General features: G+C 59.3%; 25 protein-coding genes. 20 read left to right on the top strand and 5 right to left on the bottom strand.

Annotation, left to right across the window (positions count from 1 at the left end):
- Positions 1-6 precede the first annotated feature (6 nt).
- Complete coding sequence (locus tag AO388_RS09895) at positions 7-351, bottom strand: DUF3649 domain-containing protein (protein WP_044309212.1); 345 nt, start codon at positions 349-351, stop codon at positions 7-9.
- Positions 352-551: 200 nt separating this feature from the next.
- Between AO388_RS09895 and AO388_RS09890 the strand changes: the two genes are divergently transcribed.
- The 6 genes from AO388_RS09890 to AO388_RS09865 all read left to right on the top strand — a co-directional run bounded on the left by AO388_RS09890 (position 552) and on the right by AO388_RS09865 (position 7,120).
- Positions 552-1,055, top strand: coding sequence for a sigma-70 family RNA polymerase sigma factor (locus tag AO388_RS09890; RefSeq protein ID WP_058416380.1), 504 nt, complete (start codon positions 552-554; stop codon positions 1,053-1,055).
- On the top strand, positions 1,052-2,029 hold the full coding sequence (locus AO388_RS09885) for a FecR domain-containing protein (protein WP_058416379.1): 978 nt from the start codon (positions 1,052-1,054) through the stop codon (positions 2,027-2,029). Before AO388_RS09890 ends, AO388_RS09885 begins: the two co-directional genes overlap by 4 nt.
- Before the next feature lie 269 nt (positions 2,030-2,298).
- The gene (gene fecA / locus AO388_RS09880) at positions 2,299-4,647 is read left to right on the top strand and encodes a TonB-dependent Fe(3+) dicitrate receptor FecA (RefSeq protein ID WP_003433642.1); all 2,349 of its coding nucleotides are present in this window, start codon (positions 2,299-2,301) and stop codon (positions 4,645-4,647) included.
- Between the two features lie 273 nt (positions 4,648-4,920).
- Positions 4,921-5,349: an HPF/RaiA family ribosome-associated protein gene (locus AO388_RS09875; protein WP_003365451.1), complete on the top strand. Its 429-nt coding sequence runs from the start codon at positions 4,921-4,923 to the stop codon at positions 5,347-5,349.
- A gap of 842 nt (positions 5,350-6,191) precedes the next feature.
- Entirely contained in the window at positions 6,192-6,524 is a 333-nt protein-coding gene (locus tag AO388_RS09870; protein ID WP_032609541.1) for a DUF3509 domain-containing protein, read from the top strand.
- 263 nt (positions 6,525-6,787) lie between these two features.
- Positions 6,788-7,120: a YXWGXW repeat-containing protein gene (locus AO388_RS09865; RefSeq protein ID WP_003365453.1), complete on the top strand. Its 333-nt coding sequence runs from the start codon at positions 6,788-6,790 to the stop codon at positions 7,118-7,120.
- Positions 7,121-7,181: 61 nt separating this feature from the next.
- On the opposite strand, the gene AO388_RS09860 is transcribed toward AO388_RS09865, so the two are convergent.
- Positions 7,182-7,670: a phosphate-starvation-inducible protein PsiE gene (locus AO388_RS09860; RefSeq protein WP_003316964.1), complete on the bottom strand. Its 489-nt coding sequence runs from the start codon at positions 7,668-7,670 to the stop codon at positions 7,182-7,184.
- 411 nt (positions 7,671-8,081) lie between these two features.
- Between AO388_RS09860 and AO388_RS09855 the strand changes: the two genes are divergently transcribed.
- The 7 genes from AO388_RS09855 to AO388_RS09825 all read left to right on the top strand — a co-directional run bounded on the left by AO388_RS09855 (position 8,082) and on the right by AO388_RS09825 (position 18,571).
- Positions 8,082-8,348, top strand: a complete 267-nt coding sequence (locus tag AO388_RS09855) for a YebG family protein (protein ID WP_003365454.1) — start codon at positions 8,082-8,084, stop codon at positions 8,346-8,348.
- Between the two features lie 705 nt (positions 8,349-9,053).
- Positions 9,054-10,304 (top strand): non-hydrolyzing UDP-N-acetylglucosamine 2-epimerase, encoded by a 1,251-nt coding sequence (gene wecB, locus AO388_RS09850; RefSeq protein ID WP_003365455.1) that lies wholly within the window; start codon positions 9,054-9,056, stop codon positions 10,302-10,304.
- Positions 10,305-10,471: 167 nt separating this feature from the next.
- Positions 10,472-12,688, top strand: a complete 2,217-nt coding sequence (locus AO388_RS09845) for a cellulose biosynthesis cyclic di-GMP-binding regulatory protein BcsB (protein ID WP_032609504.1) — start codon at positions 10,472-10,474, stop codon at positions 12,686-12,688.
- A 12-nt stretch (positions 12,689-12,700) separates the two neighbouring features.
- Positions 12,701-14,821: a glycosyl transferase family protein gene (locus AO388_RS09840; protein ID WP_003433646.1), complete on the top strand. Its 2,121-nt coding sequence runs from the start codon at positions 12,701-12,703 to the stop codon at positions 14,819-14,821.
- Positions 14,818-16,782 (top strand): NfrA family protein, encoded by a 1,965-nt coding sequence (locus AO388_RS09835; protein WP_058416378.1) that lies wholly within the window; start codon positions 14,818-14,820, stop codon positions 16,780-16,782. The genes AO388_RS09840 and AO388_RS09835 overlap by 4 nt, the downstream gene beginning before the upstream one ends.
- A gap of 31 nt (positions 16,783-16,813) precedes the next feature.
- Positions 16,814-17,686, top strand: coding sequence for a hypothetical protein (locus tag AO388_RS09830; RefSeq protein WP_003433649.1), 873 nt, complete (start codon positions 16,814-16,816; stop codon positions 17,684-17,686).
- An 81-nt stretch (positions 17,687-17,767) separates the two neighbouring features.
- On the top strand, positions 17,768-18,571 hold the full coding sequence (locus AO388_RS09825) for a SirB1 family protein (RefSeq protein ID WP_003365462.1): 804 nt from the start codon (positions 17,768-17,770) through the stop codon (positions 18,569-18,571).
- A 228-nt stretch (positions 18,572-18,799) separates the two neighbouring features.
- Here the strand turns inward: AO388_RS09825 and AO388_RS09820 are convergent, their stop codons facing one another.
- The 3 genes from AO388_RS09820 to AO388_RS09810 all read right to left on the bottom strand — a co-directional run bounded on the left by AO388_RS09820 (position 18,800) and on the right by AO388_RS09810 (position 21,044).
- Entirely contained in the window at positions 18,800-19,357 is a 558-nt protein-coding gene (locus AO388_RS09820; RefSeq protein ID WP_003365464.1) for a hypothetical protein, read from the bottom strand.
- 212 nt (positions 19,358-19,569) lie between these two features.
- Entirely contained in the window at positions 19,570-20,481 is a 912-nt protein-coding gene (locus tag AO388_RS09815) for an SDR family oxidoreductase (RefSeq protein WP_003433651.1), read from the bottom strand.
- Between the two features lie 110 nt (positions 20,482-20,591).
- A complete protein-coding gene (locus AO388_RS09810) occupies positions 20,592-21,044 on the bottom strand; it encodes a flavodoxin (protein ID WP_003433653.1) in 453 nt (150 codons plus the stop codon).
- A 206-nt stretch (positions 21,045-21,250) separates the two neighbouring features.
- Here AO388_RS09810 and AO388_RS09805 point away from each other — a divergent pair, with 206 nt between their 5' ends.
- From AO388_RS09805 to AO388_RS09775, 7 genes are all read left to right on the top strand, one after another.
- Positions 21,251-21,856 carry a hypothetical protein gene (locus AO388_RS09805; RefSeq protein ID WP_003365472.1) on the top strand — a complete coding sequence of 202 codons (606 nt, stop codon included), beginning with the start codon at positions 21,251-21,253 and terminating at the stop codon, positions 21,854-21,856.
- A 151-nt stretch (positions 21,857-22,007) separates the two neighbouring features.
- Entirely contained in the window at positions 22,008-22,574 is a 567-nt protein-coding gene (locus tag AO388_RS09800) for an antibiotic biosynthesis monooxygenase (protein WP_003346204.1), read from the top strand.
- A gap of 233 nt (positions 22,575-22,807) precedes the next feature.
- Complete coding sequence (gene folM / locus AO388_RS09795; RefSeq protein WP_003433655.1) at positions 22,808-23,518, top strand: dihydromonapterin reductase; 711 nt, start codon at positions 22,808-22,810, stop codon at positions 23,516-23,518.
- 21 nt (positions 23,519-23,539) lie between these two features.
- Entirely contained in the window at positions 23,540-24,103 is a 564-nt protein-coding gene (gene folE, locus AO388_RS09790; RefSeq protein WP_058416377.1) for a GTP cyclohydrolase I FolE, read from the top strand.
- Complete coding sequence (gene folX, locus AO388_RS09785) at positions 24,103-24,474, top strand: dihydroneopterin triphosphate 2'-epimerase (protein WP_003316983.1); 372 nt, start codon at positions 24,103-24,105, stop codon at positions 24,472-24,474. Before folE ends, folX begins: the two co-directional genes overlap by 1 nt.
- 43 nt (positions 24,475-24,517) lie before the next feature.
- Positions 24,518-24,817 carry a DUF1244 domain-containing protein gene (locus tag AO388_RS09780; protein WP_054080662.1) on the top strand — a complete coding sequence of 100 codons (300 nt, stop codon included), beginning with the start codon at positions 24,518-24,520 and terminating at the stop codon, positions 24,815-24,817.
- Positions 24,810-25,151, top strand: coding sequence for a HopJ type III effector protein (locus AO388_RS09775; RefSeq protein WP_003365480.1), 342 nt, complete (start codon positions 24,810-24,812; stop codon positions 25,149-25,151). The genes AO388_RS09780 and AO388_RS09775 overlap by 8 nt, the downstream gene beginning before the upstream one ends.
- The last annotated feature ends 155 nt before the right edge of the window (positions 25,152-25,306 follow it).

Here is a 25,306-nt window from a genome sequence, read left to right as displayed (position 1 = left end):
CCTCCTTCACAGCAACCACCGACCACAGGCGTAGGCCGCGCCCAGCAGCGCACAGGGCGTCAGCACCCCGACCCACGCCTGCAGCGCCGTGCGGCAGGCAAAACACCAGAGCACCGCGCCCAGATAGGCGAGAAACGAGAACATCATCCCCGTCACCACCGCTTCGGCGCGGGTAATCGGCAGCCATTGTGCGATGCAGGTACTGAACAACGACGCCAGCAGGTAACCGGCAAATACCGCAGCCAGTGTCCGCGAGACAACGGCAAGGCGATAGGCAGCCGTCACGCCCCTGGTTCTGGCTTTTGCCGTGCGCTTTTCCGGCAACGGGCGGCTTGCGGTGGTGACATCCATCAAAGGTTCTGCATTGATTCATGAAACCAGGGAAGCCGGTCACAAGCGGCCAGGAAGGGGTCGCAACGAAAGCCGGCGGTGTGCGCCATTCATCCCGAACGGGACAAATGAACCGCAATATTAATGATAAATATTCTCATACGCAAAAGAGTCTGCCAGAATCCACGCCATCAATGAGTCCTCGTGGATTGTTTCCCGTGATGCCCGTCGCCCACTCCGCTCTCAATCACACTGTCGAAGGCCTGTACAGGGCACACAACGTCTGGCTGACGACCTGGTTGCGGCGCAGGCTCGGCTGCCCGCACAGCGCGGCAGATCTGGCGCAGGACACCTTCATCAGGGTCCTGGGCGCACGCGATACGTCGCAGATTATCGAGCCGCGTGCCTTTCTGACGACCATTGCCAAGCGCGTGCTGTGCAATCACTACCGGCGTCAGGACCTGGAGCACGCCTACTATCAGGCACTGGCCGCACTGCCGGAGAGCGTGGCGCCTTCGGAAGAAGAGCGGGCGATCATTCTCGAAACCCTGGTGGAACTCGATCAACTGCTGGACGGCCTGCCGACCCTGGTCAAGCAGGCGTTTCTGCTGTCGCAGGTCGACGGTTTGAGCCATGGCCGGATCGCTGCCGAACTGGGTATTTCCATCGCCACGGTCAAGCGCCATCTGCACAAGGCCGCCCTGCGCTGCTATTTCGCCCTATGAACACCAACAGCGAGTCCCTGAACAAATCCGACATCTCGCCCGCCGTGGCACAGCAGGCCGTTGGCTGGCTGCTGGAAATGCAGGAGGGCACGCTGGATGCCCGCCGTCAGCACGCCTGGCAGCTGTGGCTCAATGGCAACGTCGAGCATCAACGGGCGTGGGCGCACATGCAGCGGGTCAATCAGCGCCTGAGTGGACTGTCCTCGCCGCTGGCGCACGCGGCACTCAATGCGCCGAAGTCCGCCAGCCGTCGGCATGCGTTGAAGCTGCTGTTGCTGCTCGGCGCAGGCTCGGCAGCGGGCTGGAGCCTGCGCGAGCAGATCGCCCTGCAACCTTTGCTGGCCGACTACGACAGTGGCGTGGGTGAACAGCGCAAAGTGGCGTTGAGCGACGGCAGTCAGGTGCAGTTGAATACTGCCAGCGCGGTGGATGTGCGTTTTGATGCTCAGCAGCGCCTGATCGAACTGCTGCAGGGCGAAATCCTCATGACGGCCTCGGCGGACACGCGCCCGCTGAACCTGTTGAGTGCCGAAGGCTCGGTCAGGGCGTCGACAGGCGCCAGTCGTTTCAACCTGCGTCAACTGAATGGGCGCACGCAGTTGGCCGTGTTTGCCGGAGCCCTTGAAATAGTCCCTGCCGGCAAGAGCGGCCCCGGTTTGATGCTGCTGGCCAGCCAACAGGTGACGTTCAGTCGTGATGACTGGGACAAGGTTCGTCCGCTGGACGCAGGCAGTGGCGCCTGGGCGGACGGGATGCTGGTGGCGTCGCGCATGAGGCTGGTGGATTTTCTTGCAGAGTTGGGCCGCTACCGCCGCGGTCGTCTCAATTGCGATGCGAAGGTTGCAGGGCTGCTTATTTCCGGCAGTTACCCGCTGGCCGACAGCGAGCGCATCCTCGACATGCTCGAACGTGCCCTCCCGGTGCGCGTGCAACGCTTCACGCGGTATTGGGTGAACGTGCAGGCGCGGGTTTGATCGTGATTGCTCGTTTCCACGCCGGGTCCTCATGGTGACGTACACATCCTGAAGAGCCCGAAATACGGGACTGAAACTCCGCTGACTATCGTCCCCATGCTCCGCGTGGGAATGCCGTTCGTGACGCTCTGCGTCACACAGCGGTTTTTGGATGACAGCTGGATTTGCGCTGGCCGGCTAAAATTTTTCAAAAAGCGTGAGCCGTTTTTCGATCCTCGCGTGACAGACAGGGAAAGCCTCTCTCAACCTTCCGGTCAAAGGACTCCTGCATGTCAGCCCGCCCTACTCAACTTTCACCGCTGGTGCGCACATTGCGCCATGTCATTTTCGGTGCCAGCCTCTCGGTCGGCAGTCTGTCGATGGTGCAGGCTGCAGAGGTCGCACCCAAGGTGTATCACATTGCGCCGAGCGAGCTTGAAGCGGCGCTGAGCCAGTTCGGTCGTGAGTCTGGCGTGCTGATTTCGTATGGTTCGCAGATCACCAGCGGCCTGAAAAGCCGTGGCCTGGAAGGTCAGTACACACCTGAGCAGGGCCTCAACGCCTTGCTCGAAGGCACCGGCCTGCAGGCCATGGCCGATGGCAATAACGGCTTCACCCTGCAACCGGTCAATGCTGTTGGCGCGCCGATCGAGCTGGGTGTCTCCACGGTGGTAGGCGACTGGCTGGGCGCGGCGCAGCAAACCAACGTTTTCGAACATCCCGGCGCACGTGACGTGATTCGTCGTGAGGAGTTCGAGCGGGTCGGAGCGACATCGGCGCGTGAAGTGCTCAATCGCATTCCGGGCGTCAATGCGCCGGACAACAACGGCACCGGCAGCCACGACATGGCGCTGAATTTCGGCATTCGCGGCCTCAATCCACGCCTGGCGTCGCGTTCTACCGTGCTGATGGACGGTATCCCGGTGCCATTCGCGCCCTATGGCCAGCCGCAACTGTCGTTTGCACCGATCAGCATGGGCAACATGGACGCAGTCGATGTGGTGCGTGGCGGTGGCGCAGTCCGTTACGGTCCGCAGAACGTGGGCGGCATCGTCAACTTCGTGACCCGCGCGATCCCTGATGCACCTACTCTCAAGGGCGGCATACAAACCGAGACCAGCCCGTCGTCCAGCCACGACGGCTTCAAGACCACCGGCAACCTGCTGGCCGGCGGCACCGCAGACAACGGCCTGGGCGGTGCGATTCTGTATTCCGGCGTGCGCGGCGGTGACTGGCGTGAACACAGCGATACCGAAATCGACGACCTGATCCTCAAGGGTAAATACCAGATCGACGAAGCCAACAGCCTCAACGCCATGGCACAGTACTACGATGGCGAAGCGCAGATGCCCGGCGGCCTGAGCGTCAAGGACTACGACGCCGACCCTTACCAGTCGACGCGCCTGAAGGACAAGTTCTGGGGCCGTCGCACGATGTTCAACTTCGGCTATCGATACGAACAGGACGCGCGCGTCTTCACCGCCAACACGTTCTTCACCAAGACCCTGCGCAGCGGCTATCTGGATCAGGGCAGCTTCGTTTCCCTGTCGCCCCGCGAATACTGGGTACGCGGTCTGGAAACGCGCTTCTCGCAAGGCTTTGCGCTGGGCGAAACCTGGCATGAAGTCGGCGTTGGCTACCGCTACGTCAACGAAGCCGGTCACGAACTGCGCTACCGCGAACCGGTCACCGGCAACCTGCCGACCACCGCCAGCCGCAACGACCGCGACACACGCGGCGCGACCGAAGCGCATGCGTTCTACATCGACGACCGCATCGATATCGGCAAGTGGACCATCACGCCGGGCGTTCGCTACGAGATGATCGACACCGCGCAGAACAACAACCTCACCAACGCACGCTACCAGGGCGACTACAGCACTGCGTTGCCGGCGTTGAACGTGCTTTATCACCTGACCGACACCTGGAACCTGTACGCCAACACCGAAGGCTCGTTCGGCAGCGTGCAGTACAGCCAGATGCCTAACCGCGTCACCGGGGATGAAGTCAAACCGGAAAAAGCCCGCACCTGGGAACTGGGCACACGCTACGACAATGGCAACCTGCGGGCCGAGATCGGCGCATTCCTGATCAATTTCGACAACCAGTACGACAGCAACCAGACCAACGACACGGTGATCGCACGCGGCGAGACGCGCCATCAGGGCATCGAGACCAGCGTCAACTATGCACTGGAAGGCCTGAGCCCGATGCTGGCCGGCTACGATATCTACGCGACCTACGCCTTCGTCGACGCCACGATCCGCGAAGACGGCCCGAACAAGGGCAATCGCGTGCCGTTCTCGTCAAAGCACAAGGGAACGATGGGCGTCAGCTACACCGAAGGGCCGTGGAAGCTCAATTTCGACAGCTCCTTCCAGAGCGACCAGTTTGCCGACAACGCCAATACCTCGACTGAAAGCGCCGATGGCAGCACCGGCAAGATCCCTGGGTACATGCTGTTCAGCACCCGAGCCAACTACGATTTCGGCCCGAAACTGTCTGACCTCAACGTAGCGGTCGGGATGAAGAACATCTTCAACCGCCAGTACTACACCCGCTCGTTCGACGACAACAACCGCGGCAAATACGTCGGCGAACCGCGCACGGTGTACGTACAGACGTCGGTCGCGTTCTAGTTTCGGACGCCAGAGCGCGAGAGCAGTGTTCTCCCGGACACCTCTCGTTCCTCACGCTCCGCGTGGGAATGCCGTTCTGGACGCTCTGCGTCCGTTCCCGATTCGTAACCTCGCGCCAGGGCAGCCATTTTTTGCTGCGAAATATTTCTTACACATTGGGGTTGAATTGTCAGGCCATTGCCGCCAACACTGTGAATGAGCGCAAACGAAATCGATTCCGCCAGGAATCGTGCAGTCCAGCCTCGCACGAGCAAGCCCTAATAAGGATTAACTATGCAAATCCAGGTCAATAGCGATAATCACATCGAAAGCAGTATCCGACTGGAGGAGTGGGTTCGTACCACCGTTGAAAGCACGCTCGAACACTACGATGAAAACCTGACCCGCGTGGAAGTCCACATCCGCGACGAAAACGGCGACAAGCCTGGCCCGCACGACATCAAGTGCCAGATGGAAGCTCGCCCCAAAGGACACCAACCCATTTCTGTTTCCCACAAGGCCGATACGGTAGATCAGGCTGTGGATGGCGCTGCTGTAAAACTCGATCACGCCCTCGAGCATCTGTTTGGCAAACTGCGCGGCAAACGAGGCGCCGCACCGACCATCGCCGAACAGGATGAAGATCCGGTCAGTCCGGACGCGCTGCTCGAAGAAGAATTTCTGGAAAAAGAGCAGGAGAAAGAAGCCGCTCGTCTGACCTGATGCTTCACTGACACNCGAACCGGCAACGGTTCGCCCTTTTTGTTCGCCATGGGTTCACGCCCCAATCAGTACGCACCACAAACGCTCGCTGCACAGCTTTGGCCGCCTTGACCCGTTGCTAGCCTCGCCGCCATTTCGATCGCCGGGTGCCGTCCATCGAATTTAACATTCAGCGCCGTGCAGCCCGAGCGCTGTACCTGAGCACCATCGGCGAGCAAAAAAACATGCTGCTCGCTTCCATGAGCAGGCAAGTCAGCCAGTCATACCGACAAGCGTTCAACACTCATCCCGCAGCTCCGCAGCACGACGCTCAACGTCAGAACCTGGACAGTGGGCGAGTACGGTTTCGACCCCGTCTTTACGAATCTCTGACGTCAAGATTCGGTTGTCGGAGTGTCAGACAATCACTCGAAAAAGTCATAAGCAAAACGCATTCGCGAGACGAGCAGGCCATGTCCGGCAGCTGTTTTCGCCCGGCTTGGAAAGCACTGTTCTCAACCGAACTGAACGGCTCGTCCTGTGGCAAAGCCAACCAGGAAGCGGCTGCGGAGTGCGCCCGCTCGGCGGCTTCTAGCGCATCGCCCCTGCAATATGGCCCGAACCATGCAAAGCCCTGTAGTACGCGCCACGAGGCAGGCCATCAGGACGGCCACTTTCTGGCGCGAACTGAACGTCGTGAATGCGTCAAAGCTTCTCTAAACGAAACCCTGTCATCAACGCGAAAGACGACAGCAACACCGTCAGCAGCAAGCGCAGGAGTAACGCAACCGCTGATCAGTCGTCGAGAACCAAAAGGACTAATACCCGGTCAACTTATGCAGACCATTGAGCAGGTGAATGATATGGACAATCCTTTTCAGATGATCACGGACACGTTTCACCCTGACTATCGGGTGAATCTGAGCATTCAAGGGCTGGACGGCAGCATCATGCTGACCTTGTCCAACGAATGCGGCGTCGTTGCCAAGCGCTTGATCAGCGCTGCCCAACGCAATGACCCACAACGCCTGCGCAAGCTGATAGAAAGCGTGCAATTCGGCATCGCCATCGAACGTGGCGACAGCGCGATCAAGATCCTTGCAGCGATGACTGATGGCGCGACGCTGAAAAAGACACCTGTCCCGGCCAATGGTCTGTGGCCACAGAGCCAGGCAACGGTGAATGCCGGGGTTTGATGCACTCCTGCCCTTCCCCGCTGTGCAGTGCCGTTGTTGGCACTGCACAGAGCAAGACTATCCCGATGCCGCTCAATATTTTCCAGCCTGCTTGAACGGGCTTTCCCCCCAGTAAAACCGGCCTTTCGCTATCATTCCCCCTTCCTCCTCTTCAGCAAAAGTACAGATACATCCTGCTACAACAATCCTTGCGCAGAAACATTCGAGCGACTGGGCACTGAGCTCAGCGCCACTGCACCTGCGGTTGATTCCGAGGAGGCAACATGTACTTACGTTATGGGGTATTGATCGCATCACTTGCGATAGCGTCAGGCTGTGTCGAGGAGCGCGTGGTTCATGAACGGCCGCATGTCCATCACGAATACGTTGAAGAAGTGATCGCGCCACAACCGCCACCGGAACGCGTCGTCGAGGTGGAACCGGCGCCTCGTCCCGGCTATATATGGGCACGCGGTTACTGGCACTGGAACGGCCAGCGTTTCGTGCCGGTGCATGGCCACTGGGAAGCAGAGCGTCCCGGCTATCACTATGTACATCCGCACTGGGAAAGCGCCGGTGACGGCTGGCACTGGCGTGCCGGGGTCTGGCTAAACTGATTGGGCTCCTGTCCAGCAACATTGCTGGCGGCATCTTGCACAGATGCCGCCACTGCCTCGATCAGATCTCGCCCTTTTCTTCCGTCACTGCACCTTTGACGGTGCTGGACGAATCGGGAATCTTCGCTGACGGGTACTTGTACGACGCATAGCGCACCACCAGAATCGCAAACGCCAGCAACAGGATGCCGCCACACAGGTAGATGATGCCGATGTCCGGCGGGTTGTGATGGGACACGTCGGAAATCAGCAGCCGGGTCAGTGCAGTGATCGCAACATAGATCAGGAAGCGCACGGGCATGTGGTTGGTCTTGAAATAAATCCCGGTCATCGCCCCCAGTTCGAGGTAGATGAACAGCAGCAGGATGTCATCGACCGTGACGTTGCCTTTCTCGACCATCCCCAGGAATGCGACCACTGACGCCCAGGCAGTGATCGCACCGATCGCGAACAGGGCGAGAAAGTGGAAGCTCTCCACACACAGGTTGCCCAGTGACTCGGCCTGCGCATGTACGCGGTGTCTTATCTTTACTGCCCATTTATTCCCCATGACGCGTTACCTCTGAACCTTCGTTTATGCCGACCGGATGATGCCGGGTACTCGTGACACCCTTGTGGCCTGCTTTTTAAAGCAGGAACAGGGCCATAGACTATGGTTGAGAGCGCGGCGGGTTGTCGCAAGGCACATTTGCAGCGCAAAAAAGATGCGTAAACGCCACTATTCAGGCGGGGCTTGATTGGCACATGGCTTTTACTGTATAAAAACACAGTAATAGCGAAATCGCTTCCGCTGTTGCGTCGCAGGCCTGCCTCCCTAAAGGTCTTCACGCAGTGCCCCGCTACACCTGACCGGCGCGCTGGTCATGCACGATCAATGCTTTGCATACCCGCTGGTCAGAGCACGACGCCCTGAACGTCCGGGTCTAGCCCTTTCAACACTGGATAAGACGACGAGGCCAAAATGGCTGTTGAAACCCTTTACCGCAGTACCCGCGATCTGGAGACTACTTTCGTGGACCGTAAACTCGCCGATGCGCACGACCAAATGCTCGAGCTGGCCGAGCTTCTCACCGACGTCCTGATCAAGAACGTGCCGGGGATCTCGGAGAAGCATGCAGAGGACGCGAGCATTTACATGGCCAAGAATCGCGCCGTGTTCGCCGCTGCGTTCAAGAACAACGCGACCGCGCTCAGCGAGCTGTCGGAACCGGCCGAGGCGAAAGACTGATTCCGCTGTGGGCTGCGACTCCCCTCATTGCGAGGGGGTCGCCAATCATTCTCATTTAATGGCTGGGCAATCACCCGTATTGCTGCTACAACTCAATACTGTATATGCCGCGCAAACTTGAACAGCATCTAAGCTAATTCCTAACATCCCGTCTGCCGCTCAGCGTGTCAAACTCGATACATTATCAAAGTTCCCAAGCGTCATTATATCAGCGTCATTTTTGTGAACCCCTTCTCTCTTCCTGTCATTAAACAGGCGTCAGGATTCTGCTGTAGTGACGCACACCTCGCTGCTGATATTTTTGTTGGAACTTTTTGCCATCATCCAGAATTACAGCGAATAACCCAGCACTCAAAACAGCAGGAAAAGCGTTACCAAGAGCCCCCGAAGACCCCGCATTCATTGGCCTAAGCGCCTTTTTTCAAAAAATACAACCCTGTACTGACCGTGGTGAAAAACTAAAGTTCCTACCCATTGTTACTTTGAAAAATACTTAATAAAACGTTTTGCTTTATTATCTTGTTCTGCTAATAATCCCGACAATTCCGGGTAACAAGGCATATTGCTACATTCACACTGAAGTGAACATCGAGCCACAAACTCCGATCTTTCCGCCCGAGAAACTCATCAACTCGCAGTCTCACCAAGCTGTTCTCAGCCTGGTTTTTGCTGCTGTGCGGCGCGCTAAAGGCGCGGGAGGAAATAATGGCTGGTCTGCACCCCAGAATGAAGGTCCTTTCCATTTTCGGTACTCGTCCGGAGGCCATCAAAATGGCTCCCCTGGTCAGAGCATTGGCTGCAGAGCCGGGTATCGACTCAAGAATCTGCATTACCGGGCAGCATCAAAGCATGCTGCAACAGGTGCTGGACATGTTCGAGCTCAAAGCCGACTACAGCCTCGATGTGATGCGCCCGGATCAGACGCTGAATTCTCTGACGGCCGCGCTTTACGCGGCGATCGACCCGATTCTGGACGAGATGAAGCCGGACAAGGTGCTGGTTCATGGCGACACCACATCAGCGATGGTGGCGGCCATGTCGGCCTTTCATCGCCGCATCCCCATCGGCCACGTCGAAGCCGGTCTGCGCACCGGCGATATCCGTCAGCCGTGGCCTGAAGAGATGAATCGTCGCTGCATCGATCTGATTTCCGATCATCTGTTCGCGCCTACCGCCGAGTCGCGCCGCAACGTGCTGGGCGAACGCCTGCAGGGCATCTCGTTCGTGACCGGCAACACCGTGATCGACGCCCTGCACCTGACGGCCCAGCGAATCGACAGCAATCGCCAGTTGCGTCATGCCCTGGATCGCCAGTTTTCGTTCCTGGTGCCCGAGCGCAGGGTATTGGTGGTGACCGGGCATCGCCGTGAGAACTTCGGCGACGGCTTCCTCAACATCTGCAAGGCGCTGGGCGAACTCGCCAGGCGTGACGACATACAGATCGTCTACCCGGTGCATCTGAACCCCAACGTATTGGGGCCGGTGACCGAGCACCTGGGCGACCTGCCCAACGTGCACCTGATCAAACCGCTGGACTACCTGTCGTTCGTGCGCCTGATGCAACGTGCCCACGTCATCCTCACCGACTCCGGTGGCGTGCAGGAAGAAGCGCCGTCGCTGGGCAAGCCGGTGTTGGTCATGCGCGATGTCACCGAGCGCCCGGAAGCGGTCGCAGCGGGGACCGTGCGCCTGGTGGGCACCGAAACGGACGCCATCATTCGCGGCGTGAACGCCCTGTTTGACGACGACGCCCTGTGGCAGAACGCATCCCGCGCAGCCAATCCTTATGGCGACGGCAAAGCCAGCTCACGGATCGTCGATGCCCTGATGGGCCGTCCGGTGGATGAATTTGTCGCCGAGCTGCCGCGTCAGCGCCAGGACCCGGTGGACATGCAACTGGATACGCGAATCAAGCCTCAGCACGAACATGCAGAGTTGCGCTCGATGGCCAGTTAGCAAAAAGGACGCGCAGGCAGCGCAAACAAACCCTAAAACAATCCGCAGGAAGCAGTCCGCAAACGATACGGGCACCCGGTTCAGACCGAGTGCCCGAAAAACGTTGTAGCAGACCGGCAGCCTGTATCAAGACCCAATGGCCTTGAGCCTTTACCGAGATCTGCACGATGAAATCTTCCGTTGCCGTAAACATGGGCGCGTTTGGCGTACTTGCCTGCGGGATGAGCCTGCTGGCGCTGATGCCTGCATTCGCCCTGGCTGCCGAAAGCCCCCTGACCCAGGCGATCAACCGAATCACTGCCGACAATCGCCAGGAGCGCGTGATTGAGCTGAGGGAGCTGGGTATCGATCGCCCGATCATCCTCAATGCTACCGACGCACGCCGCGAACTGTACCTGCCGGTGCCGGCCAATGTGCCATTGACCGAGGCCACGCTGAATTTCGATGCCAGCTACCTGAACGGCGAGGCTGGCCGCAACACGCTGCTGCTGTCGCTGGACGGATATCCGGTACGCGCGCTGGGCCTCAATGAAGAACAGGGCAATGCCAGCGCGACGCTGGGTGTCGACAAGGCAGCACGGGAAAGCGGTTCGGTACGACTGGGGATCGCCTGGTCGTCGGTGATCTCGAAAGTGCTTTGCGAAGACGAACGTGCGATCGGCAACGTGTTGCGCATCGACCCGCACACGCGCCTGACGTACAGCTATGACGCCAGCCAGTTGCAGGACGTCGGCGCGGTATGGAATGCACTGCCCGGCAAACCCGGCCTGCTGGTCGCACCCGGCACATTGTCGAACGCCAGCTACGATGCCGCCTGGCGTCTGGGCGTAGCGCTGGAGCGCATCGGCAAGCAGGCACGCATCCTGCCGTTTCCTGCGGTGCAGGACAGCGTGGACCTGAGCGGCCTGACTATTCCAGCGGAACTCAAGCAGATTCCGGCGTTTGCAGGGCTCGAAGGCAAGGGCCAGTACACCCTGCGCGACCCGGCGGAAATCGGTGCATTGTTGATGCTTGGCCAGACACCTGCGTTGCAGGCCGACCTGGCGATCAGCGATCCACAGCTGCTCAAGGCCATCGACGACGCCATGGACGCTCTCCAGGCGCAGGTGCAGGGTCTGGATGCTTCGGCGGCCAGCGCACTGGGCCAGTGGCGCGAGCGTCACATCAAGAAGCCGCTCGCCAACAGCACCGGGGATGACGTGAGCCTGGCCCTGCTGGGCAATCGTGCGCTGCTGATGATCAAGCCGGAGTCGGCCAACAAGGCCATTGGCCTGTTCAGTTCGGCGTGGAACAAACTGGCGCGCAATCGTCAGCTGACCATTGGCGAAGAAGCCGCCATGCCGCTGAGCGAAGATGGTCGCGTCGCGCTGACCCGTCTGGGCGGCAAGCCCGGCACGGTGGATGTGCTGGCAAAAACCGACTGGAGCGCCTCGTTCCCGCTGGGCAGCGTTGCCTATGACGGTCGCGTACCGGTGACTGCGATGATCGATATCGCTGCCGCCCCGGGCGCATCGGGTACACCACCGGTTGCCACGCTGTTCCTCAACGATTACCTGATCGGTGCGATGCAACTGACTGCCGATGGCAAGAAAGAGCGCATCGAAGCCCGCATTCCGCAGTACGCACTAGCGGCGCAGAACGTCCTGCGCGTGTCCTTCCAGCGTCAGCCGGTCAGCAACCAATGCCTGGAAACGCCGCAAGCGTTCCCGATTTCGGTATTGCCGACCAGCCACATCGTGCTGGACAAGGTCACGCCTGACGAAAACTTCTCGGGCATGGCGGCACGCTTCGCCACCGACACGCAGATCATGGTGCCCAAGGGCTACCTTGAGCGCCCAGCCAGCAGCCTGCCGCAAGTCATCCGCATCGCCAGCGCTTCCGGCGTCTCGCCGTTGCGTGCACAGCTCAGCGTCAGCGATGACGCCAGCGTCGCCGTGACACCGGCCAAGGCGTTCCTGGCCTTCGAACTGCCGGTCAAGGACGGGGCCGAGTCGGTCAAGGCCAGCAACGACGGGCACCTGCTGATCAACCACAAAGAACAGACGCTGCTCGACCTCAAGTCGCTCAACCACCTGGCTTCGCTGCAAGTGATCGAAGCCGGCGGCCAGCACGGCATGGTCTATCGCTCGTTGGGCGGTCAGGCCCCGGTTTTCGAACGTCCGTTACTGCTGGAACGTGGCAACGCCGCGGTGCTGGCTGACAGCGGCCCGATCGCCACCTTCGACGCCAAGGACCCGACCGGCAGCCAGATGATCGAGGAGGAGGAAAGCACCGGCATCGACGCCTGGCGCAAACCATCGCTGCTGTGGCTGATCCCGGCCGGCATCGTACTTTTTCTCATTCTGTTGCTGGCTGGCCGTAGCGCCCGTCGCAATCGCTCGTAACAGGCCGCCGCAATGACGTCGCTCTATTGGCCTTACTGGCTGGCCCATTACTACAGCGTGCTGGAAGTCGCGACGATCGTTGTCGGGCTGATCATTCTGGTATCGAGTATCGATGACCTGTTCATCGATATCTGGTACTGGTCGCGGCGGCTGTACCGCAAGTTCACCGCCGAACGTCGCTACCGGCCACTGACTGCCGAGCAGTTGATTGCCCGCGACGAGCAGCCGCTGGCAATCATGGTCCCGGCCTGGCTGGAATACGACGTCATCGCGCCGATGATCGAAAACATGGTGTCGACGCTCGACTATCAGAACTACGTGGTGTTCGTCGGCACCTACATCAACGACCAGCGCACCATCGATGAAGTGGAGCGGATGCGTCGCCGCTACAAGCAGTTGCACCGCGTGGAGGTGCCGCACGCCGGCCCCACCTGCAAGGCCGACTGTCTGAACTGGGTGATCCAGGCGATTTTTCTGTACGAAAAGACTCACGCCGTACAGTTTGCCGGGACCATCCTGCACGACAGCGAAGACGTGCTGCACCCGCTTGAATTGCGCCTGTTCAATTACCTGCTGCCGCGCAAGGACATGATCCAGTTGCCGGTCGTGTCGCTGGAACGCAACTGGTACGAATGGGTGGCCGGCACCTACATGGACGAGTTTGCCGAATGGCACGGCAAGGATCTGGTGGTACGCGAAAGCATGACTGACACCGTGCCTTCGGCTGGCGTCGGCACCTGCTTCTCGCGGCGTGCACTGATGGTGCTGGCGGATGAAAACCAGAACCAGCCGTTCAATACCGAAAGCCTGACCGAGGACTACGACGTCGGCGCGCGATTGGCTAAGTACGGTATGCAAGCGATCTTCGTACGCTTTCCGGTGCAATTTCGGGTGCTGCGCAAGTCCTGGTTCCGCAAGCCTTATGAATCGACGCTGGAAATGCCGCTGTGCGTGCGCGAATTCTTCCCGGACACCTTCCGCACCGCCTTTCGCCAAAAGGCGCGCTGGACGTTGGGTATCGGCTTGCAAGGCTGGGAGCAAATGGGCTGGACTGGCTCGTTGGCCAACCGTTACCTGCTGTTCCGAGATCGTAAGGGCGTGGTGACATCGTTCGTCAGCATCCTCGCTTACTTTATCCTCATTCAATTGCTGGCGTTGATTGTGCTGCGCTCCAGCGGACTCTGGAACACCAGCTTTCCGACCCCGTTTGAAACCACAGGTCTGATTCAGTACCTGCTGGTGGCCAACGGCATCGCGTTGCTATGGCGAATCCTGCACCGCTGCTACTTCACTACCGTGCTTTACGGCTGGCAGCACGGTTTGCTGTCGATACCGCGCATGGTGGTCGGCAACTTCGTCAACTTCATGGCTGCAGCGCGCGCCTGGCGGATGTTTCTGGTGGGCAAGGTGCTCAACCGCAAGCTGGTCTGGGACAAGACCATGCATGACTTTCCGTCTTCCGACCTGATTGCCGTAGCGCCACGCCGCCTGGGTAGCGTGCTGCTGTCCTGGCAAGCCATCAACGACGAAAAACTGCAGACCGCACTGGCTGAACAACAGACCCGTCAGCTGCCGCTGGGCAGGATTTTGCTTAGCCACGGCTGGCTCGACGATGAAACCCTGGCTGAGGCCATCGCCTTTCAGAACGACCTGCCACGGGTATTCGACATTGCCGGCAAACGTGCGACAAACGATGTGCTGGCCGATGAGTTCTGCCTGCGCTGGCGTGTCGTGCCGTTGCAAATGAATGCGCTGGGTCGCCAGGAAATTGCCGTGGCCAGCCCGCTGCCGCCTGATGGTCTGCAACAGATTACCGAGCAACTGGGTGCCGAGCCGGTGCAGTTGATTGCCCGTGAAAGCGACATCGTCGCGCAGTTGCGTCAGCTTCAGGTGGTCGAGGGTCAGCCGCTTCCAGCCAGAGCGCCACTGCTCGGCGATCTGCTGATCGAGCAAGGCCTGCTGGACCGCGAAGTGTTCCAGAAAGCCATGCTCGGCTACCGCCCGCATGTGCATGGCCGGATCGGCGATTACCTGGTCGACATCGGCGTGCTGTCCAGAGAAACCATCGAACAGGCTGTGGCACGTCAGCACAACCATTACCGATCTGACGATCAAACGGAGCAGCCACTATGAAGCGCCCCTTCATCCTGTCGCTGCTGGTGAGCGGCCTGGGTCTTGTTGCACCGCTCAGCCAGGCGGAAACACTACCCTTGCCGTTGACCGGACCCGCCTATGCCATCGCCAACGAAGCCTACATGGCCTACAACCGCAAGGACTACGACCTGGCCATCGCCAAGGCGCGCGAAGCGTTGCGTCAGCGTGCGGATGCCGATCAGTTGCGTGATCTGATTGCCCTGGCAGAACGTGACAAATACCGCCGCGATCACCCGGCCCGCTTCCCCAAGGCGCGCCCCAAGCCTGGCTACCTGGAAGGCAATCAGGCGCTGCGTGCCTACGCCAACCGCGACTACGACGGCTCGGCCAGTCATGCACGCAAGGCCATTGCCCAGGCACCTAAGAATCTCGATTACCGCATGATGCTGATCGAGGCGCTGCAACGTCAGCAGCGTCTGGACGAAGCGCAGGCAGCGATCAACGAGGCCGAGCAGGCACTGGGGCCGCAACAGGTCCTGACGCGTCGTCGGCAGGCGATTCAGGAGCAGGTGGCGGTCGACAAGGCAGCCACTGGCTATAAAGCATTGGCACGCGGCGATAACGACACCGCAGTCAGCGAGGCGCGGGAGGCTGTGCGCAGTTTTCCCAAACAGATGGCCTACCGCAAACTGCTGGTCAGCGCATTGATCGCTCAAGGGCAGTATGCCGAAGCGCGCTCTGCGGCCACCGAAGCGCTGGCGCTGAATGGTAACGACGCTACCCTGCTCGTCCAGCGCGGACAAATGCGTCAACGCCTGGGCGATCAGGATGGTGCACGTCAGGACTTCGCTCAGGCAATGGCGGTCGGCAACCTGCCGCTGCGTGAGCAGGCCTCGTTGTATGCCGCCATGGGCCAGCCGAGTGAAGCACTGCAACGTCTGCAGCAAGCTCGCGATGCGGGCGAACTGCAACCCGGCGATGAAGTGCAGATTGCCTATTTCCTCAGTCAGGCGGGCGATGATCAAGGCGCACTGGATACGTTCAAGCGTGTCGACCGTCAGTCCGGTCTCAAGCCCCGCGAACTACAGGATGCCGCCTACAGCGCGATGCGCACATCGGATGATGCGCAAGCCATCGCCTATTTCAAACGCGTCCTCGATTATCAGCAGACCGGCGATCTGCAGATGCCCGCGCAACAGGTGTTCGACACCCGACGCGCCGTGTCTGATCTGTCCCGTGAATGGGGCCTGACCAATACCACGACTTATCGCGGTGCCAGCACCAGCAGCGGCCTGAGCGGCGCGCCCGGCGGCAGCAATGACAGCGTGCAGAACAGCACCGAAGTGTTCTGGCGACCCTTCGGTTACCGTAACGCGCGCTTCGTCGAGCTTTACGGACGCGTCACCGACACGCTGTGGAGCAAGGAAGGCGACTCCGACACAGGCGCGGACGCCTTGCAGGGCGCGCTCGGTATCCGGGTCAAACCGTTCAGCGCAGTCAACGTGATCGGCGCCTTCGAACGCACCTTTCCGCTGGGCAACTCGAACGCCGACGGCGACTGGCTGGTGCGCCTGGGCTACGGCTCGAGCATCGGCACCGACCTGCGCGTCGATGTACCGAGCTGGTGGACTTCGCAGTTGTACGCTGAAGGCGGGCGCTATCTGCAGGACAAGCGCAACTATTTCAACAGTGAATGGCAGGTCGGGCGCAGCTTCCGTCTGGACAGTATCAGCCCGCGGCTGGTGGTGTTTCCCCACGTAGTCGCCGCAGTGGACTACGATTCAAAGATGCGCAGTGAAGTCGACAGCCTCGGCCGTAGCAGCACATCATCCGGTAACGCTGGCGGTCTTGGTGTCGGTACGGGCGTGCGTTACTGGTTCCGTGAAGACAAATACAAGGCACCGCAGTCGTATGTCGATTTCTCCGTGCAGTATCGCGAGAAGGTATTTGGCGATGACCGTGCAGAAGGCGTCTTCGCGCGCGTGACGTTCTCGTGGTGATCCACGCCCGTCATCCATCAGGGAGTAATGTTTGAAGGCTCTGGCCGCACTGCTGCGACAGGCAACATTGATCAAGACCTCGGTGGCCGCCCTGCTGGTGGGGGCGATCGCCCTCGGCACCAGCGAGCTGTATCTGCTGATCCAGCCCCAGGGCCCGGGGGTTGTCGGCATCGTCTGGCAACCGGATAACGCAACGGTAGGCATAAGCGGCAACTGGGACAGGCTCGGCGCACGGCAATTGCTCGTGCAGTGGACGGCGGTCGATGATCAGGCGTTCATACCGGGCACCCCGATGACCAGTGTGCCGGTGCTGCCGGACTGGACACGGATCGGCAAGGAGCCGTGGGCCCAGGAAGTGATCCTCGGACTGGCCGGGTACTTCAGCGAAACCCGCTCGCGGGACAATATCGAGCAGCTGGCGGTGCTTTCGGCGCAACTGGCCAAGGTGAAAACGCCGCTCAATGTCACCGGCTGGTACTTCCCCGCCGAGGTCGACCCCAGCTGGAGTCGTGCCAAGGAGTTACCGGCACTGCTGGCGAAACTGCCCAGACCACTGTGGATCAGCGTCTACGACGGCGCCAATATCGGGCCCGCCGCCACAGCGGACTGGCTGAAAACCTGGCTGCCGGACGATATCGGTGTGTTCTTTCAGGATGGTGTGGGTGTCTATGCCCGCACCGCTCCGGTTGCCCGCACCTACGCCGACGCCCTGCGCAAACGGCTGGGCAAGAATCGCGTCAGAATCATCGTCGAAGCCTTTCGCCCGCAGGTAGGCGGCGGCTTCCGCCCGGCAACGGCGGCCGAACTGAAACCGCAGATTGCAGCTTTCGATGGCTATCCGCTGTACCTGTTCGACGGTCCTCACTATGTGACACCCGACCTGATAGAAGCCCTGAACAAGTAGAAACACGTGGCGCTGGACGAAATTCGCGCACAGGGCTACAAAGAGTCTTCGCACTGGATTTCGAGCCGCACGGAGTGGTCCATGACGCCACGTCAGCATTGCCTGGCCTGCCTGCAACAGACACCGCCCTCGGTGTTTGAAGCTGCGTTATGGGTGTCGACCGAACATGACGCACATTTCGAGTGGCATGAGGTAATGAGCGAAATGGCCCAGTTGCAGCGCCAGATAAATTCAGCGCTGCCTGTCCTGCCTGCGCCTGAACTTGCCCAACCGCTGTTACGGCAACTCAATGCCCTGGGCTTTCAGCAGAATGACTGGAACCCTCCCAAACCCGATTCGGCCCTTCTGCACAAGATCGTGCTGCAGCGTCGAGGTCAGCCACTGGGGCTGGCAATGATTGCGCTGGAGATCGCACGGCGCCTGGACATTACCCTGGAAGGCGTGAATTTCCCGGGTCACTTCCTGTTGCGCGTGCCGGGTGCCGATCATCTGCTCGACCCCTGCAGCGGGCGCAGGCTCTATCCCGCTGACTGCCGCGAGCTGTTGATCAGGCAGTTCGGCCCAACCATGCAGCTGCGCGCCGAGCATATGACTCGCGCCACCCCGACCAGCATGCTGCAACGGTTGTCGCGCAACCTGCGGCATCTGCACCAGATCAACGATAATGTTCTTGCGGCGCTCAAGGATGCCGACCGCATCGTCGAACTGGGCCAGGCCACCAGCAGCGATCACCTGGCCCGCGCCAGCCTTTATCAGTTGCTCGAATGCCCGCAGGCCGAACGTTTCGATCTGGAACGCGCGCTATTGCTCAGTGAAGACCCGATGCAAAGACTCCAGCTTGCCGAGCGCCTGAGCCGCTTACCGTTAAACCACCGCGTTCATTGAGCAACCTGCTCATTCGCTGCGAATTGTTACCCGCCAGGTAATGCTGCATATCCTGTGCGGGGATTTTTCGGGCGCGTGATGGCGGTTAACCTGCGCGCGTTAAATCGACGTGGATTTGCAAGCTCCCTTGATCCTGCGTTTTGTTTGGCCGCCGTGCAGGTCTCTGTGCAGCGGCCTTTTTTATTGCCCGCAGATTAATACTCTCCGCGTTATATCGTGCAGCCTGCCTCAGCCCTTGGCATCCGGCGTTCTTTTGATCAGCCCCTTGTTTTCCATGTCCTTGATCTTGCGCATCTCGTAACTGTCGCCCGACTCGGCAAACACCTGAAGATTCTGCATGATATGGATGGTCCTGATGTAATCAGGCAATAGCGCCTTGGCATAGGGATCGCCGCTCAGCGCCTTCTCTTTCATATCGATGATCCGATTGGCAAAAAACTCCAGCGCGTTGATTTCCTTGCTGGGGTCGACCAGTTTGCCTTTCTTGTCGAACTCATCGCCTGCGCGACTCATCAACTCGGCGGTGTGATTATCGATCATGCCGAACTTGTATAAAATCATCCCCGCTCTGTTGAGATCCTTGGGGGTTATCTGTTCGGGATTGAAGCCCTTGAACAGCGGCTTCATCTTGCGCTTTTCCATCGCCAGCGCATTGAGCGCAATCGAATTTTCACCCACCTCCTGAAGCACCTGGGTTACCTGTGCCGCAGCCTTCTTGACCTTGACTCGTTCAGGAGGCGCGGCGACGCTTACCGGTGGAAGTTCGCCCCATATTGATTTGGCCATGTGTTACTCCAGATATGAATGTGTTCGAACTTCATATCGGAGTGGAAGATGCTTAATTAATAGACCTGCAAAAATCCATACTCGACCTACAGGGCAAAAAGACAGTTCTTACATAACACAGTGAAACTTCCCATATACAATTAAGCAACCCGCTTAAAGATGCGCACACGTTCAACAAACACTCTCGTCTTGCGTCAGCTAGCAAAGGCGGGTTATTTAACGTACTTCTGCAGGTTGACCATCATCTCTTTCAACGCTTCGCCAGTGTCGGCAGGATGCGCTGCGTTGGCGAAATCACCAATCGCCTGCCACTGCTGCGCAACGTCTTGCGGGCTGAAACCTGTCTGCGGGTCGAAGCAGGCCCCCTGACTGCGCTGCCAACGGACCTTGCCGATCCAGCCGCCGCCCACTTCGAACAGGTCGCCACTGCTCTGACATTGTTCGCTGCACAGGTACACCACCAGCGGGCTGACCAGTTCGGGCTTGAGCAGCTCGAAGACATTAGCGGGGATCAGGCCCTCGGTCATGCGTGTGCCGCCCGTTGGCGCTATGGCGTTGACGAAGATGCGGTTCTTGCGACCTTCCAGCGCAAGGGTGCGGGTCAGCCCGTAAAGCCCCAGCTTGGCCGTCGCGTAATTGGCTTGCCCGAAGTTGCCGTAGATACCGGACGTCGATGACGTAAAGATCACCCGTCCGTAGTTCTGCTCGCGAAGGTAAGGCCAGGCGGCATGGGTGACTTTGTAAGCACCCTCGACATGGACGCGATAGACCAGATCCCAGTCGGCGTCCTGCATGTTGGCGAAGGTCTTGTCACGCAGGATGCCCGCGTTGTTGACCAGCACATCGATGCGCCCGAATGCGTCCAGCGCATGCTGCACGATGTGGCCGCCCTCGGTCACCGAATCATGATTGGCTATCGCTGTGCCGCCTGCCGCGCGAATCTCGGCGACGACGCGATCTGCGGCAGACGCGCTGGCACCTTCGCCATGCGCCGAACCGCCCAGGTCATTGACCACCACCCGCGCGCCATGTTTCGCAAACAGCAGCGCATGAGCCCGACCCAGCCCACCCCCTGCGCCGGTCACAACCACGACTTTATCGTCAAAACGTACTGACTCGCTCATCGCTGGCTCCATGCCTCAGGAATACGTTGCGATGAGTGTCGTCCACGTCCGGCACAGCCACAATCAACACTGCTGTGCTGAATCATGCCCGATAAAGACGCGCGATGTTTTCAGCCCAGGTGCTTGATGAACGCTTCCAGCCAAGGCTCGGCGTCGGTTTCCGGGGTGACGCTTTCGCTTCCGTCCAGACGCAACATATCCTGGACTTCGGTAACGCCCATTTCAGCGAACAATTCGCGCATCTGCTCACCGCCCGCGCAGAAGGTGTCGCCGTAACTGGCATCGCCCAGTGCAATCACCGCGCCGGGCAAGCCGCGCAGTTCGCCTGGCAGACCGTCGCGCAGCGCTGAATAAAGAGGCATGAGGTTGTCGGGCAACTCACCCATGCCGGTGGTCGATGTCACGGCCAGGATCGCCTGAGGCTCGAAGGCGAGCAGCTCCGGCAACATGAGCCGGGGATTGACGAGCGTCTCATGGCCGGCGGCACGCAACAATGCAGCGGCGTGTCTGGCGACTTCCTCGGCCGATCCGTAGACCGTTCCACACACGATGGCGACTTTCATGGTTATTCCTGCAGCAGCTTAAAAAAGTGAAACATTATGCCTTAGAATGCCGTCTGAATTTTCTACGGACCATTCTGCCTTCGGTATGCCCGGAGAAACACAGCAGAGTTGAAACACTTGAATGAAAAAATATGATGAATGGTCCGAACACATTACGGAATTAATGGTCTTTGTTCTCAATAACCGGTTAGACCGAGCCTCCGCCCATGCAACCTGATTCACTACTCACCCAGGCTGAGCTGGATTTTATCCAGAGCATGCACCGCAACCCTCAGCTGAACGTACGTGACAGTACGCGTAGCCTGCTGGTCAACGGTGGCATCCAGATTCAGGATCTGCTGACCCGACTGGCCGCTCATGAGCAGGTCACGATCCATGCGCAGTTCGAGAATCAGCAGATGAATTTCCCGCTGCATCTGGTCGAGGACGAATTCCACGCACTGCATCTGGAGCTCGGCGCGCCGAGTATTTTCGAGGAAGGCCCGAAGATCCGCCCATGGCGGCTTGTGCTGGAAGAACCCATCCCTCTCGAAACAGAAAAGGGTGCATTGACGGCACTCTGGGTTCATGAGTTGTCGTTCAAGGGTGTGTTGCTCGAGTACCGCAAGGAAGGCAAGCTGCCGAGAAACTTTTCCGCCTGGTTCAACCCGCCGGGTCAAGCGCCCATTCCGATGCGCGGCAAGCTGGAGCGAATGATCGGGCAAAACGTCGGTGCCTATCATTTCAGCAAGCATGGCAAGGACGATGCCGAGCGCTTGCGCCAGTACATCCTGCAAGAACATCGTCGCAAGCATCCATCCTTGCACAAGTAACCTGCCTGCCCGACAACGCTCTACCGGTCTATCAGCGTTTCAGGAATAATCCTTGCTTGCTGTTTACGTGAAGCTGTCGCGACCCACCATCCCGGATCGCGGCATGTGACCTCCCTACCCGGGAATTTCACGCCTCTACCGGAGATATACAATGTCTACCTCACCCGTCACCTTGATGGTTGCACGCCGCGTGGCGCAGGGTCGCTACCATGAAATGATGGCCTGGCTGCACGAAGGCGAACAGTTGGCCACGGACTTTCCAGGGTATCTGGGTTCAGGGGTACTGGCGCCGCCGCCCGGCGACGACGAATTTCAGATCATTTTCCGCTTCACCGATGAACACACCATGCACGCCTGGGAGCATTCCGCCTCCCGACGCTCCTGGCTGGTGCGCGGCAGCGGTCTTTTCGCACAACCTTCGGAGCATCGGGTCAGCGGCATCGACGGCTGGTTCGGCGCAATCGATCAGCGTCCGCCACGCTGGAAACAGGCTGTCGCGATCTGGCTGGCGTTTTTTCCCGTGTCGCTGATCTTCAACTTTCTACTCGGCCCGTTGCTCAATCATCTGGACCTGTTACCGCGCATCATGATCAGTACAGCGGTGCTCACCCCGCTGATGGTCTACCTGTTCATCCCGCTGTCCACGCGCCTGCTCGCACCCTGGCTGCAGAGCACGCCTGCACCGGCACGCCCGACGCAATCACCTTCCCCTCGCTAGACTCATAAAGACCTGTACACCTTTACACCTCGGTACAGGTCTTGGTCGCGTCCCAGCCCCGCTCGTTCCCTCAACCTCCCCGTGCTCAGCGCCTTCGAGCACTGCCTCGGCGAGTTTCATGATGTCCAGGGTTGTACAAAAAAATTCTCTGGTATAACTTTGCCTGTAAACCGGAAGAAACAATCGACCGTACAATCCCCGTCCACTACGGATAACCGATACGTGAGCTGTCGATGGCAATGTCTTCTGCACCTATCCTGATCACCGGCGCCAGCCAGCGCGTGGGCCTGCATTGCGCCTTGCGTCTGCTGGAACACGGGCAACGGGTGATCATCAGTTATCGCACCGAGCACGAAAGTGTGACGGAACTGCGCCAGGCCGGCGCGGTGGCCATCCACGGGGATTTTTCCTGCGAAGCCGGCATCATGGCTTTTGTCGAGCTGTTGAAAACCCAGACCTCAAGCCTGCGGGCCATTGTCCACAACGCTTCCGAGTGGCTGGCAGAAACACCGGGCGATGAAGCCGACAACTTCACACGCATGTTCAACGTGCACATGCTGGCGCCCTACCTGATCAATCTGCATTGCGAGTCGTTGCTGACCGCCAGCGAGGTCGCTGACATCGTGCATATCAGCGATGACGTGACCCGCAAGGGCAGCAGCAAGCATATCGCCTACTGCGCAACCAAGGCCGGCCTGGAAAGCCTGACGCTGTCCTTCGCCGCCAGGTTCGCCCCACTTGTCAAAGTCAACGGCATAGCACCGGCGCTGTTGATGTTTCAACCCAAGGATGATGCGGCCTACCGCGCCAACGCCTTGGCCAAGTCGGCCCTGGGCATAGAGCCTGGTGCAGAAGTGATCTACCAGAGCCTGCGTTACCTTCTGGACAGCACCTATGTCACCGGCACAACACTGACCGTAAACGGCGGACGGCACGTCAAGTAAGCCGCCCCGAGGATCATTCTGATGAGTTCGTCCCTGCCCCAGCACTATCGAGACATTCTGCTCGGCCTTGGTGAAGATCCAGACCGCGAAGGTCTCCTGGATACGCCGAAACGCGCCTCCAAAGCCATGCAGTATCTGTGTCATGGCTACACCCAGAGCGTCGAAGAGATCGTCAATGGCGCGCTGTTCGCCTCCGACAACGATGAAATGGTCATCGTCCAGAACATCGAGTTGTACTCGCTTTGCGAGCACCACCTGCTGCCGTTCATAGGCAAGGCGCATGTGGCGTACATTCCGACCGGCAAGGTACTGGGCCTGTCGAAGATCGCACGCATCGTCGACATGTTTGCCCGCCGTCTGCAGATTCAGGAAAACCTGACCAAACAGATTGCTGATGCGATTCAGAAAGTCACCGGAGCCGCCGGTGTGGCTGTGGTCATCGAAGCCCGGCACATGTGCATGATGATGCGCGGCGTCGAAAAGCAGAATTCAACCATGAACACGTCAGTGATGCTGGGGGCCTTCCGTGACTCGAGCACCACACGCATGGAGTTTCTGCAATTGATCGGACGGAGCAGACAATAATGGCAAGACTCGAACCTGGCACCGCGCGCATCCGGGTCAAGGACCTGCGCCTGCGTACCTTCATCGGTATCAATGAGGACGAAATCCTCAACAAACAGGACGTGCTGATCAACCTGACGATTCTCTATGCCGCTCAGGAAGCGGTCCGGGATAACGACATCGAGCATGCCCTCAACTATCGCACCATCACCAAGGCCATCATCCAGCACGTCGAGGGCAATCGCTTTGCCCTGCTGGAAAGACTGACCCAGGAAGTGCTGGATCTGGTGATGAGCCACGAGGCGGTGACCTACGCTGAAGTGGAAGTCGACAAGCCGCATGCCCTGCGCTTTGCCGAGTCGGTATCGATCACGCTCGCCGGTCAACGCTGAAACTCTTATCATGACGTCAACCGTCTACTGAAAAGAGCCCGTCATGACCGAGCAAGAACGCCTCGAACTCGAAGCCGCAGCCTTCCGCCGACTGGTCGCGCATCTGGACAGCCGCAAGGATGTCCAGAACATCGACCTGATGAACCTGTCCGGCTTTTGCCGTAATTGCCTGTCCAAGTGGTACAAGGCCGCCGCTGACGAAAAGCACATCGACCTCAGCATCGATGATGCGCGTGAAGTGGTTTATGGCATGCCGTACAGCGAGTGGAAAGCCCGCTATCAGAAAGAAGCGAACGCCGAACAACAGGCGGCGTTCGTCAAGGAAACCAAACAACATGACTGATCTGAATTCCCTGCGCACCCGCCTGCGCAGCGGCGAGCATGCGTTTGCCGACACCCTGGCGTTCATCGCCGAAGGCTACGACTACCAGCCTCAGGCCTTCAGAAACGGCGACGTCGACAATGCTGCCGGGCAAAACGAAGGGTCGTGCAAGACGCTGGGCCTGGCGCTACTGGAAGGCTTGACTGACGAAGAGGCGCTGCTGGCGTTCGGCGAGCATTACCGCTCGGTACAAGCCACACCTGAAGGCAGCGACCACGGCAATATCCGTGCGCTGATCGCGAATGGTCTGGCGGGTGTGAAGTTTGAAGGCGAGCCGCTCAAGCGCAAGGCTTGATCGGCTGGGTTGAAATCACATCGTTCTAGTGCCCATACCTGGGCACTCCACGCTATACACGCGTCCTGGTAAGCCCGGAAAACGGGGTTAAACACAGCATGAGGCAGAGTACAGCCCACTGTGGGAGTGAGCTTGCTCACGAAGGCATCGGTTCA

The organism is Pseudomonas sp. ICMP 10191, assembly GCF_001467335.1.
Classification (GTDB): domain Bacteria; phylum Pseudomonadota; class Gammaproteobacteria; order Pseudomonadales; family Pseudomonadaceae; genus Aquipseudomonas; species Aquipseudomonas cerasi.
This window is presented reverse-complemented; position numbering and strand designations above follow the sequence as displayed.